This window comes from Endothiovibrio diazotrophicus (assembly GCF_054657215.1).
Genome location: NZ_BAAHXB010000151.1, coordinates 1 through 11,988, shown reverse-complemented (window position 1 = coordinate 11,988; position 11,988 = coordinate 1). Strand labels below are relative to the sequence as shown.

Sequence of the window (11,988 nt, the reverse complement as noted above, 5' to 3'; positions counted from 1 at the left end):
GTCCAAAACAGGAAGTTATTCTTTCGCGGGCCCTTAGTACACGTTGAATCGTCGGGTCGGCCGCGGACGGAAACCCCGGCGGGCCCCACCTCACGTCACCCGCGAGTATCCATTGCCGCCCCGTGTCGCAGCGGCATAGGTTTCGGCGAGCCCGTCCGAGATCGACCGCTGCGCCACCCAGTCCAGCTCACGCTGGGCCCGCCTGACATCGGCCACGGAGTGGCGGATATCGCCCCCCCGCGCCGACCCGTAGCCGTACTCTACAGGGCGTCCCGAGACCTCGCCGATCCGCTCGACCAGCTCATTGATGCTGATCGCCGTACCGGTACCGATGTTGTAACAGACGGCGCCCATCGCCGCCTTGTCCGCGGCGGCGATATTCGCTGCCACCACATCGGTGACGAAGACGAAATCCCGAGTCTGGCCACCATCTCCATGGACGGCGACCGACTCCCCGCGATGGGCGTGGTCGATGAAGATGGAGATGACCCCGGAATAGGGCGAAGAGGGATCCTGACGAGGTCCGAAGACGTTGAAATACCGCAGCCCCGCCGACTCGATCCCGTAAAGACGGAAATAGAGCCCGGCGAGCTGCTCGGCATAGGATTTGTCCAGCGCGTAGGGACTCAAGGGGAGGGCTGGCTCTTCCTCGCGCAGAGGGGTATTGGGATTGTCGCCGTAGACAGCTGCCGAGCTGGCGTAAATCACCCGCGCGACCCCGCTCTGGCGCGCCGCTTCGAACAGCTTGAACGTCCCCAGGGTATTGTTGGTGAAGCTGCGCAGCGGCTCCTCCACCGACGCCGCCACCGACACCAGGGCGGCCAGATGGAAGACCACGTCGATGCCCTCCATGGCCGCCCGGGTATCGGCGGTGCGGCACACGTCCCCGTCGATCACCTCCAACCGCGGTTCTTCCCTCACCGAAGCCAGGTTGTCCCATGAACCGGAAGAGAAGTTGTCCAGCACCCGCACCCTTTCACCACGAGCCAGCAACGTCTCCACCAGATGAGAACCGATAAAACCGGCACCACCGGTGACGAGATAGTTCATTCGCGACCTTTTTCCCGCTCTTGTAGTGGCTCCGCGTCTTCCACCCACGACAACTCCGCGGCCTCCCTCCTCAACCGTTCCAACTCCTGCTCCAGGGCGTCGTACTCCCGCTGCTTACGCTTGAGGAAATGCAGGGTGACCCGCGCCTTCTCTTCGATCCCCTTGGGCGTCAAGAGATAGACGTAGGCCCGCTTGTCCTCGTTCCGCGCGAAGTTCCCGGCCTTGACCCACCCTTTCTCCACCAGCGCCTTCAGGCAATAGTTGGCCTTGCCGAGGCTGACCCCGAGCGCCTTGGCCAGGCGACGCTGGCTCACGTCCGGGTTATCGCTCAGCAACTTGAGCAGACGATAGCGGGTTTCTTCGTTCACCAAGTAAAAAAAACACCCGGGGAGAGGGTGGTCATGGGTTGCTTTCCTGATAGAGAGGACGCCAAGCCCTGCCCGCCGCTGACGAGACCAGGGCATCATCCCCACAGCCGTTGCTGGCGACCCCGGAGTCGGCAATCGGAATCGGGCACGCTACCGCCATGCCAAAGTCATCAGACCCAGCAAAAACAACAAGCTACAGCGAATTGGCGCAAGGCCGTTCAAGCTCTGAACGCGGAAAGGGTAATGAGGCACGTATAGCGTGTCAACCGGTGATCGCGGGCTGCGCAAACGGCAAATCCACGGGTTGGATTCAAGCATTTTTACCACCGATTGTCCCATGACGGGGGCCACCCGCCCTGCCCCCTTAGGGCTTGGAGGGAGCGGTTCGGAACCCACCATCCGCGCGCAGTGGGGGAACGAACGGGGGCTCACACCTCCTTCTCCAACGAGACCAGGGGAACGGTCACCCGACTCCGTTTACCCAGCAGCTCCATCAGCAACAGCGCCCGCTGCTCACCGCTGGCAGCGTGAAAGACGCCCCTCAACCCCTCCAGTGGGCCTTGGGTGATCCGCACCTTCTGCCCCTTGGCAAAACCCTTTGCCAGCTCCTCGACCACGCCGGCCTCATCCATCTGCGCCCGCAACGCCTCGATCAGGTCGAACGGGACCATCGGAATCCGGTCACCGAAGCGGACCAGATCGCTCACGCCGAAGGTGGAACGGATCGGCGCCAGATTGGTCACCCCGAAATCCAGCTGCACGAAGAGATAACGGGGAAACAGCGGCTCGACCAGCGGGACCCGGCGACCACGGCGGTTCCGCCAGATACGGACCCGCGGAAAAAGGCACTGGAATCCTTGTCGACCGAGATTTTCCAGCGCCACCCCCTCTTGGCGCGGTTTTGTATGAACGACATACCACTGCTCCATAGGCGTAACACTGCTCCGTGAAGGGAACGATAGAATCGCGATTCCGGAAGGGGAAACCGCCTGCGCGGAGGCATCCCGAACCGGATCGGTTGGCGATACCGGAATCCGCGCCCGGCTGCGGAATCGAGACGGATTCAAATGAGAAGATGCAGGATGCGACGTGGCTCCATGGCGGGCGACGACCGACGGCAACACGTCACCCGATATGGCCGCCCGCCAACAGCCGATCCTCGACCAGCCCCACCAACGCGTGACCCGCCGTAATGTGGGCCTCCTGGACCCGGCTGGTGACGGCGCTCGGCACCACAAAGGCGATGTCGGCCAAAGCCAGGGACTCCCCTCCATCGCCGCCGAGAAATGCGAAGGTGTGGATGCCGTGCTCACGAGCCATACGCAGCGCCCGATTGACGTTTACCGATCGCCCCGAGGTAGAGATCCCGAGCAGCACATCTCCAGGCCGCCCCAGTGTGGCGACCATGCGCTCGTACAGCGCCTCGTAGGTAAAATCGTTGCTACAGGCAGTCATCGTGGAACTGTCCATTGCCAGGGCGATGGCGGCCATTCCATCCCGGCTCACCTCGGGGCGCAGGCGCACCAACAGCTCTGCCGCCAGATGCTGGGCGTCGGCGGCCGAACCACCGTTGCCACACAACATGACCTTCCCCCCCGCCGTCAACGCCTCGACGATCCGCTCGGCCATCCCTATCAATGCATCTAGCGCACCACCGTCAAGCACCGCCTGCTTGACCGCGATGGACTCCTCGAATGCGGCTCGAATCCCCTCCCTCGCCGCCGACCACCCCGGGTTATCGCTCTCGTCAATCACTCTCCACCTCGAATCGGCAATACATTTTGGCCAACGTGGCGAACACCGCGGCCCACCACCCGACAACCGGGAATTGTACGCTCCCCCCCCTCCCCGAACCACTTCAGCGCCGAGAAAGGCAGGCTGGCCCGTCCAAGAAAAACGGGGCCCGAAGGCCCCGTCTCACGCATTCAGCGGATCAACCCGCCACTGCTCAGCCGAAGGTGTCGGCAGTGATATTGTTGAACCAGCTGTGGGCGTACTGCACTTCCCGCGCGAAATCGGCGGCCGAGGCATCGCCGGGGGTGAGGCCACCGGCCCCCTTGACCGGGGCGATCAGGTCCTCGGCGGCGTCGTAGCGATAGATCGCCGCCACCGAGAAGCCGTGATCCTTGCCGGCGATGGAGTAGCAGGTGTTGACGTAGGACGGGGTCCCCGGGGTACGCCCGTTGAGCAGGTCCACCACCGCGGCGGCGGCCACCTTCGCCTGGGAGTTGGCGGAGTAGCCCGACTTCGGCATCTTGGTCGCCACCGAGGCGTCGCCGATGACGTGGATCCCGGGGTGCTTCTTCGACTCGAAGGTGCCCTTGTCCACCGGACACCAATCGCCGTCAGTGAGGTCGGCCATCTGCGCGATGGCGCCGGCCTTCTGCGCCGGGATGACGTTGATCACATCGCCGGTGTGCTCGGTGAGGTCGCCGTAGACGGTCATCTTGTCGGCGTCGACGCGCAGCACCTTGCCGTCCTCGGCCGCCTTCACCCACTCGATGTTGTAGCCGAACTTCTTCCACGCCGCGGTGAACAGCCCCTGCTTGGAGAACTTGTCCTTGGCGTCGAGGATCAGCACCTTCGACTTGGGCTTGTGCTCCTGCAGGTACATGGCGATCTGCGAGGCACGCTCGTAGGGACCGGGAGGGCAGCGGAAGGGATTCGGCGGCGCGGCGATGATCACCGTGCCACCATCCTTCATCGCCTCCAACTGCTTGCGCAGCAGCGCGGTCTGCGGACCGGCCTTCCAGGCGTGAGGGATCTTCTCCGCCACCTGCTCGTCGTAGCCCTCGATGGTCTCCCACTTGAAGGCGATGCCGGGGGAGACGATGGCGCGGTCGAACGCGTAGCTCTTGCCGCCCTTGGTGGTCACCTTCTTCGCCACCGGATCGATGGCGGTCACCTCGTCCATCACCACGTTGACGCCGTGGCCCTTCAGGCCGTCGTAGCCGAACTGGATGGAATCCAGGGTCCGCTCGCCACTCAGCACCTCGTTGCTCATATAACAGGTGTGATAGTGGGCGTTCTTCTCGATCAGGGTCACCTCGACGGAGGGATCCATCATACGAACGTACTTGGCGGCGGTGGCGCCACCGGTGCCGCCACCGACCACCACCACCCGCTTGCCGGCGGCGCGGGCGATGTGGGGCAGCCCCAACGTGCCGGCCGCGGTCGCCGCACCGGCCAGTTTCACGAAACCTCGACGGGTCATCTCACTCATTGTATTGCTCCCCCTCAATTACTTCTGGCTGGCGTAGAAGTGAAGCAGCGCCTCGACGTCCTCGTCGCTCAGCTTCTCCACCTTCTTGGCCATCTTCTTCGGCATCTCGCTCGCACCGGAGCGGAAGTCTTCCATGGTGTAATGGAGGTAGGGCATCCACTGGCCGGCCAGCTTGCCGGCCTCCTCACCCTTCAGACCATTCTCCTCGTGGCACTTCTCGCAGCTCTTCTTGTGCAGCTTGGCGCCCGCCTTGGCCTTCTCGGCATCAAACGTCTGGGTCACCATCTCGTAGGGCTGGGCGGCGAAGTGCTTGGCCAGGGCGACGAACTCCTCGTCGGTGTAGCCCTTGGCAATGCGGCCCATGATCGTCGAGTGCTGGGTGCCTTCACGGTACTCCTTCATCCGCTCGACGAAGTACTCATCGTTCATGCCGGCGATGCTCGGCGCGGCAGGGCCAGCACTGTGGCCGTTGGTGCCGTGGCAACCGGCACAGGTGTTGCCCAACATCGCGCCGCTGGCCATGCCCCCGGCGGTGGCGACGGAGCTCAGCGCGAGACCTCCCGCCAGCAGAGCGTATTTCACGGTTCTACGCACCATTTATGATCCTCCTAAGCAGTACTGCTTCGTTCGTATCGCCACGCACCACGCGCGGCGGTTGTTGTGTCCGCCTGTCGATCTCCGCCGGCGCCGTTCCCTCAGCGTCGCCGGCAACCGGTTCGCCCAGCGGGAGTCCCGCAGGTTCATCCGGCCCGCCCCCTTCACCCGGGAGCCCCTCGAAGCGCTTCGGCACGACACCGGACCAGCACCGGATCGCCGCCGCGCCACCGTCCGGGGAAATCCGCCCACTCCCTGCGAACGCCCCGTGCGCAATCACACCATCCAAGTGGTGCCCCGACCTCCCACGGCCCTTTCCGGGCTCTTTGCCGGCCCTCGGCCCCGCAGGGCGCCGAAGCCCCTCGGAGACCAAGAGAAAATCAGTAAACAATGAATTGGTAATTTACGAGAAACATTCAGTAGTATTACTGGATCGCTGAAATCTATTCCTGCGCCCAAAAGATGTCAACCAAATATAAAATTCATGGAAAATCGTTATAAATCGGTTAGTTAGAAAATAATAAAAAAGGAATATTCTTATCATGCCCGCGCGGCGCGGAATTGGGACATCCCGGATGTTTTCATCCTTCGACCCACCACGGTACATTACCGCAACCACAGCCAACCGAGAGCCCAGCCCCATGAACCATCCGCCGAAAGCCCTCCTCCCCGTGGCCCTCCCGCTCCTGCTCGCCCTCTCCTGCGCCCAGGCCGCCTCCCACACCGCGCCGAAGATCATCGGCGGCAGCGCCACCAGCACCGCGGAGTGGCCATGGATGACCGCGCTGGTCTACCACGACTATGCGAGCAGCTACGATGGCCAGTTCTGCGGCGGCAGCCTGATTCACCCACGCTGGGTGCTCACCGCCGGCCACTGTTTCCTCGACCGCCACGACAACGTCGACACCAGCCTGGCGGTGGACGTGGTGATCGGCCGCACCAACCTCGCCGCGCTCGACGGACAGCGCATTACCGTCAGCCGGGTCGTGGTCAACCCCGACTACACACCGGCCCTCGACGACGGCGACATCGCCCTGCTGGAGCTCTCCGAGGCGGTCGACGGCGTCGAACCCCCGGGGCTGCCCGGCCCGATCTACGACCGTTTCTTCGCCGCCGACGGCACCACCTCCACCGTGATCGGCTGGGGCACCACCTCCGCCAGCCAGAACCTCTACCCCTACATCCTCCACCAGGTCTCGTTGCCACTCGTCTCCAACGAGGCGTGCCAGGCCAGCTACAGTACCCGCGCCATCACCAACAACATGATCTGCGCCGGCAACGGCCTGGGCGGACGCGACTCCTGCCAGGGGGACAGCGGCGGACCGCTGGTGATCGACGACGGCAACGGCGGCTCGGTGCAGGTCGGCGTGGTCAGTTTCGGCGAGGGCTGTGCCCAGCCCTACACCTACGGGGTCTACACCCGGGTCTCCCGCTACGCCCAATGGATCTCGGATACGGTGTGCAGCGAAACCGAAATCCCCGCCACCCCGACCATCGGCACGAACGTCACGGGCAACGACGCCACCGTCCACTACGCCGCGACCGCCGGCGCCACCGGCTACCGCCTCTACTACGCCCCTGCCCCGGCACTCAGTCCGATCGACCAGATCGATGTCGGCGCGCACACCTCGCTCACCGCCAACCTCTCCTCCGGCACCCACCTGTACGTGGCGATCCAGCCCTACAACGGCACCTGTCTCGGCCAGCTCTCCAACATCGAGGAGATCACCGTTCCCTGAGTGCGCCCCGCACCGGAATTTCCCTAACATCAGCGAGATGCAGGCGGATTCCTGCCGCTCGCCAGTCCTTTTTCCACAACTTGACTGGGACGCCATTTAGGGCTGTCATTAGCTGCGGATGAGCCCCCGGCCGGAGGCGGCTCCATCCCAACCACCCAATGGAACTCAGAACATGAAAAATATGCGCCTCGGAACCCAGATCAGCCTTGGCTTCGCCGCCATCCTCCTCCTGCTCATCGTCATCTCCACGGCCGCCTACATCGGACTCTCCACCTCGGTGCGGGGGTTCAACGACTACCGCGAGATGGCCCGCCAATCCAATCTGGCCGGCCGGATACAGGCCAACATGATGTATGCCCGGTTCTTCGGCAAGGTCTACCTGCAGACCGAGAGCGACGATGCGGTGGCGAAATTCAAGGAGCGCTTCGCCAAGATGGAGGAGTTCGTCGGCGAGGCGAAACGTGACATCACCGCACCCGAGCGCGCCAAGCACATGGCGCTGATCGAGCAAGAGGTGACCAAGTACGACAAGGCCTTCGATCAGGTGGTCAACTTCATGACGGAGCGCAATCAGGTGGTGAAGGGCCGTCTCGACCCCAACGGCGCCACGGCCGCCGAGGAGATCGACCAGATCATGGAATCGGCCTACCGCGACGGCGACGCCGAGACCGCCTTCTACGCCGCCCGCCTGATGGAGAGCATGCTGCTGACCCGGATCTACGCGATCAAATACCTGAACACCAACCGCCAGGCCGATGCCGATGTCGCCCACAAGCACATCGACGAAGAGGTCTCCCGCAGAATGGCGGATCTCGATCAACGGCTCGACAACCCGACGCGACGCGCCCACCTCGCCAAATTCAAGGAGGCGGTGGCAAACTACGCCTCCGCCCTGGATGACATCAACCGGATCGTCAACGAGCGCAACGCCGTGATCAATGACGAGATGGACCGTATCGGTCCGGTGGTCGCCGACGCCGTCGAGCAGGTAAAGCTCTCGATCCAGGCCGAGCAGGACAAGCTGGGCCCCCAGATCAAGCACCACAACGAGACCACCACCACCACCGTGATCTGGCTCTCGATCGGCTCCCTGCTGCTCGGCGTGGCGCTCTCCTGGCTGTTGGTGCGGGTGATCAAGCGCCCCCTCGGCGGCGAACCCTCCGAGATGGAACGGATCGCCCGCACGCTGGCCGATGGCGACCTGCGCATCCACTTCGACGACACCCGACAGGCCACCGGCGTCTACGCCGCCATGCGTGACATGGTGGAGAAGCTGCGCGAGATCGTCATCCACGTCCGCGGCGCCACCGACGAGGTGGCCAACGGCTCCGGCGAGATCGCCCAGGGCAACTCGGATCTCAGCCAGCGCACCGAGGAGCAGGCCTCCAGCCTGGAGGAGACCGCCTCCAGCATGGAGCAGCTCACCTCCACGGTGAAACAGAACGCCGACAACGCCCGCCAGGCCAATCAGCTCGCCTCCGGCGCGCGCAACGAAGCGGAACGGGGCGGCGAGGTGGTGAGTCAGGCGGTCACCGCCATGGCCGAAATCAACGCCTCCTCGAAGAAGATCGCCGACATCATCGGGGTAATCGACGAGATCGCCTTCCAGACCAACCTGCTGGCGCTCAACGCGGCGGTGGAGGCGGCCCGCGCCGGCGAGCAGGGTCGCGGCTTCGCGGTGGTGGCCCAGGAGGTGCGCAAACTGGCCCAACGTTCCGCCGACTCGGCCAAGGAGATCTCCGAACTGATCAAGGACTCGGTGGCCAAGGTGGATGAGGGATCGAAACTGGTGGACGCCTCCGGCAGCGCCCTCCATGAGATCCTCCAGGCGGTGAAGAACGTCACCGACGTGGTCTCCGAGATTGCCGCGGCAAGCGCCGAGCAGACCACCGGCATCGAGCAGGTGAACAAGGCGATCATGCAGATGGACGAGGTGACGCAGCAGAACGCCGCGCTGGTGGAGGAGGCCGCGGCCGCCTCCAAGTCCCTGGAGGACCAGGCCGCCGGACTGCGCGAGGCGATCGGCTTCTTCAAGGTGGACGGGGGCCACGAGAGCGCTACCCCGCGTCGCGCCAAACCCAAACCCCCCGCCCTCCGCCCGGCCGCCGCCTCGCCCAAACCGACCAAAAAGCTGGCCGCCCCCTCCTCCCCGGCCAAGCGGCATCCCGCCCCCGCCGCCGACAGCAACGACGAGTGGGAGGAGTTCTGAGTTCCGACCCCGCCAAGGGGGGCGGCGCCCGGCCGCCCTCCGCCTTCCGTAGGACTCCGTCAAACAGAAACGAAGCCAGCCCCCCCAAAGCCCGATACAATAGGCAATCGATCCCTACCAGGAACCCGGCCTTGACCACCGCCGCCTTCGCCCTGATCGGCCTGTTTGCCGCGCTCCTGCTGCTGGTCCTGCTTTGGCGTCGCTCCGCTCGTCATCGCCGCGACCACCACCTGCTCAGACACCGCAGCTTCTATACCACCTGGGACCCGAACAAGAACCCCGGCCCCCGCGACCGCATCCCCGACGAACTGCGCGATGATTACCGCAAAAACCAACGCTACCGGTGACCGGGCGGGAGCCCCCACATCCCCCGAAAACATCGCCAACCCTGGCGTGCCCGTGGTTATTCCTCTAAGGTAGAAGCCGCGGAAAGGGGGCATAACGACCCCTCCGCCACACGGACTCCGGCTGCGGAGGCGGAATGGGATGCCCGCCTCCCCGGAGGCCGACGCCGACGTCGCATCGAGAACACAAACGCTAGGAGAACCAACCGTGGCCCAAGAGAACTGGAAAGTAAAAGAGGGTGTCACCCTGACCGCCGAGGAGGTCGCCAAGATCGCCTGCGCCCTCAAGTCCCTCGCCGTCTACACCTCCATGGCCTGCGAGCACGAGGACGATCCCGAAGACCTCACCGCCATCGTCCAGGAGGGACTCGACGCCATCGACAACTTGTTCGAGACCTGACCCCCCCCGCCCCGCCCCGCGCGGCGGGCCGGGAGATACCACCCGCCCCGCCGCCGCATTCGAAAACCGGCAATCCGAAAAAAAGCGGCAACCCGAAGGCTGCCGCCGTTTCCGCTCCGCGAAGGGTCACGCCCCCGGCGGCTGATACCACCCCAACTTGTCGCGCAGGGTCACCACCTCACCGACGATGATCAGGGTCGGTGCCTTGACGTTGTGACGCTCCACCAGCGCCGGCAGCGTGCCGAGCGTACCGGTGTAGACCCGCTGATTGGGCGTGGTCCCCTGCTGCACCAGTGCCGCCGGCATGTCGGGCGACATGCCGTGGTCCATCAACTTCCGGCAGATCACCCGCAGCCCCTTCAGCCCCATGTAGAAAGCGACCGTCTGGTTGGGCTGGGCCAACGCCGACCAATTGAGATTCATCGAACCGTCCTTCAGATGACCGGTGACGAAGGTGCAGGACTGGGAGTAGTCGCGGTGGGTCAGCGGAATGCCGCCATAGCTGGCACAGCCGGCGGCGGCGGTGATCCCGGGCACCACCTGGAACGGCACCCCCTCCTCGGCCAGGGTCTCGATCTCCTCGCCGCCGCGGCCGAAGATGAAGGGGTCGCCGCCCTTCAGCCGCAGCACCTTCTTGCCCTCCTTGGCCAGCCGCGCCAGCAACCGGTTGATCTCCTCCTGGGGCATGGCGTGGTTGTCGCGCTCCTTGCCGACATAGATCTGTTCGGCATCGCGGCGCACCATCTCCATCACCGCCTTGGAGACCAGCCGATCGTAGACCACCACGTCGGCCTGCTGCATCAGACGCATGGCGCGGAAGGTGAGGAGATCCGGATCGCCGGGACCGCCACCCACCAGATAGACCTCACCCATGGTCTCGTTGGGGGTCGCGCCCGCGGCGATCGCCTCCTCGATATCCTTGCGCGCCTCGTCGTCGCGGCCGGCGAAGACCTTCTCGGCGATCGGCCCTTCGAGCACCCGTTCCCAGAATTTGCGCCGCTCCTCGGACTGGAAGCGCGCCTTGACCCGCTCACGGAACGATTCGGCCATCGCGGCAAGCCGACCATAGGCCGAAGGGATCGCCGCCTCCAGGCGGGAACGCAACTGGCGAGCGAGTACCGGCGAGGCGCCGCCGGTGCCGATGGCGATCTGCACCGGCGAGCGGTCGATCATCGATGGGACGATGAAGGTGCAGAGGTCGGGCTGGTCCACCACGTTGACCGGCAGGTTGCGCGCCTTCGCCGACGCGGAGACCTGGCGGTTGACCGCCGCGTCGTCGGTGGCGGCGATCACCAGGGTCATTCCCTCCAGGTCGCTCTCCGCGAAGGTGCCGACGCGATGGCTCACCCCACGCCCCTTTTCCACCATCGTGCGCAGGGAGTCGCTCAATTCAGGGGCGACCACGCTGACCCGCGCATCAGCCTTCAGCAGCATGGTCACCTTGCGCGCAGCCACCTCGCCGCCGCCCACCACCAGGCAGGGGCGCTCCTTGATGTTGAGGAAGATCGGGAAGAAATTCATGGCACCCCTCGCCGGGCAGATAATTAAGAACCGGTTAATATACGACTTTGCTCGGTTATTCGAAAGACCCGTGACGATTAAGCCCCACCACGAGTAGGAAAATTCCCACAACAACCGAGTTTGTCACTCGGATATAGGGGCAAGGGGTATGGGGTTTCAATAGCGGGCCAGCCCCACCACAAAGGGCGTTGGGGCTAGGCCACTGTGATAGAACCTGCGACACCACTCGTAGAGCTCGGCATTCCGCCCGAACCGTGCGTTTCAACATGAAAGAACCGACTTGTCCCTGGTTATGACGCTCTGCGTCGTAACCGGATACCTCGGACGCTCTGCGTCCATCGACGGGGCAGGGCGCGGAGGTCTCGATGCCTCCGTTCGACACGACGCGGAGCGTCGAAGTGCGGCGTTCCCACGCGGAGCGTGGGAACGAGGGGAAACGTGAAGGAACCGACTTTTGTCCCTGGTTACGACGCTCTGCGTCGTAACCGGATACCTCGGACGCTCTGCGTCCATCAACGGGGCAGGGCGCGGAGGTCTGGG

The 11,988-nt window shown here is 64.5% G+C and carries 11 protein-coding genes; 4 read left to right on the top strand and 7 right to left on the bottom strand.

Annotated elements, in window-relative coordinates; genetic code table 11:
- Window positions 1–90 precede the first annotated feature (90 nt).
- From ACYQ2W_RS23650 to ACYQ2W_RS23625, 6 genes are all read right to left on the bottom strand, one after another.
- Window positions 91–1,050 (bottom strand): NAD-dependent epimerase/dehydratase family protein, encoded by a 960-nt coding sequence (locus ACYQ2W_RS23650; protein WP_459872996.1) that lies wholly within the window; start codon window positions 1,048–1,050, stop codon window positions 91–93.
- Window positions 1,047–1,421 (bottom strand): MarR family EPS-associated transcriptional regulator, encoded by a 375-nt coding sequence (locus ACYQ2W_RS23645; RefSeq protein ID WP_459872994.1) that lies wholly within the window; start codon window positions 1,419–1,421, stop codon window positions 1,047–1,049. Before ACYQ2W_RS23645 ends, ACYQ2W_RS23650 begins: the two co-directional genes overlap by 4 nt.
- 425 nt (window positions 1,422–1,846) lie before the next feature.
- A complete protein-coding gene (gene rfaH, locus ACYQ2W_RS23640) occupies window positions 1,847–2,347 on the bottom strand; it encodes a transcription/translation regulatory transformer protein RfaH (RefSeq protein ID WP_459872992.1) in 501 nt (166 codons plus the stop codon).
- 196 nt (window positions 2,348–2,543) lie between these two features.
- Complete coding sequence (locus ACYQ2W_RS23635) at window positions 2,544–3,173, bottom strand: D-sedoheptulose-7-phosphate isomerase (protein WP_459872990.1); 630 nt, start codon at window positions 3,171–3,173, stop codon at window positions 2,544–2,546.
- Between the two features lie 193 nt (window positions 3,174–3,366).
- Window positions 3,367–4,641 carry an FCSD flavin-binding domain-containing protein gene (locus tag ACYQ2W_RS23630; protein ID WP_459872988.1) on the bottom strand — a complete coding sequence of 425 codons (1,275 nt, stop codon included), beginning with the start codon at window positions 4,639–4,641 and terminating at the stop codon, window positions 3,367–3,369.
- Window positions 4,642–4,659: 18 nt separating this feature from the next.
- A complete protein-coding gene (locus ACYQ2W_RS23625; RefSeq protein ID WP_459872986.1) occupies window positions 4,660–5,238 on the bottom strand; it encodes a c-type cytochrome in 579 nt (192 codons plus the stop codon).
- Window positions 5,239–5,906: 668 nt separating this feature from the next.
- Here ACYQ2W_RS23625 and ACYQ2W_RS23620 point away from each other — a divergent pair.
- The 4 genes from ACYQ2W_RS23620 to ACYQ2W_RS23605 all read left to right on the top strand — a co-directional run bounded on the left by ACYQ2W_RS23620 (window position 5,907) and on the right by ACYQ2W_RS23605 (window position 9,927).
- Window positions 5,907–6,974 (top strand): S1 family peptidase, encoded by a 1,068-nt coding sequence (locus ACYQ2W_RS23620; protein WP_459872984.1) that lies wholly within the window; start codon window positions 5,907–5,909, stop codon window positions 6,972–6,974.
- Between the two features lie 172 nt (window positions 6,975–7,146).
- Complete coding sequence (locus ACYQ2W_RS23615; protein WP_459872982.1) at window positions 7,147–9,183, top strand: methyl-accepting chemotaxis protein; 2,037 nt, start codon at window positions 7,147–7,149, stop codon at window positions 9,181–9,183.
- A 131-nt stretch (window positions 9,184–9,314) separates the two neighbouring features.
- A complete protein-coding gene (locus ACYQ2W_RS23610) occupies window positions 9,315–9,530 on the top strand; it encodes a hypothetical protein (RefSeq protein WP_459872980.1) in 216 nt (71 codons plus the stop codon).
- A 205-nt stretch (window positions 9,531–9,735) separates the two neighbouring features.
- Window positions 9,736–9,927 carry a ribonuclease H gene (locus ACYQ2W_RS23605; protein ID WP_459872978.1) on the top strand — a complete coding sequence of 64 codons (192 nt, stop codon included), beginning with the start codon at window positions 9,736–9,738 and terminating at the stop codon, window positions 9,925–9,927.
- Window positions 9,928–10,053: 126 nt separating this feature from the next.
- Here ACYQ2W_RS23605 and cysG read toward each other — a convergent pair whose 3' ends face one another.
- Window positions 10,054–11,448, bottom strand: coding sequence for a siroheme synthase CysG (cysG, locus tag ACYQ2W_RS23600; RefSeq protein WP_459872976.1), 1,395 nt, complete (start codon window positions 11,446–11,448; stop codon window positions 10,054–10,056).
- Window positions 11,449–11,988: the final 540 nt, after the last annotated feature.

What these genes read in the sequence shown, in the direction of transcription:
- ACYQ2W_RS23650 (WP_459872996.1), bottom strand. Translation starts at nt 1,050, where the DNA reads ATGAACTATCTCGTCACCGGTGGTGCCGGTTTTATCGGTTCTCATCTG.
- rfaH (WP_459872992.1), bottom strand. Translation starts at nt 2,347, where the DNA reads ATGGAGCAGTGGTATGTCGTTCATACAAAACCGCGCCAAGAGGGGGTG.
- ACYQ2W_RS23630 (WP_459872988.1), bottom strand. Translation starts at nt 4,641, where the DNA reads ATGAGTGAGATGACCCGTCGAGGTTTCGTGAAACTGGCCGGTGCGGCG.
- ACYQ2W_RS23625 (WP_459872986.1), bottom strand. Translation starts at nt 5,238, where the DNA reads ATGGTGCGTAGAACCGTGAAATACGCTCTGCTGGCGGGAGGTCTCGCG.
- ACYQ2W_RS23615 (WP_459872982.1), top strand. Translation starts at nt 7,147, where the DNA reads ATGAAAAATATGCGCCTCGGAACCCAGATCAGCCTTGGCTTCGCCGCC.
- cysG (WP_459872976.1), bottom strand. Translation starts at nt 11,448, where the DNA reads ATGAATTTCTTCCCGATCTTCCTCAACATCAAGGAGCGCCCCTGCCTG.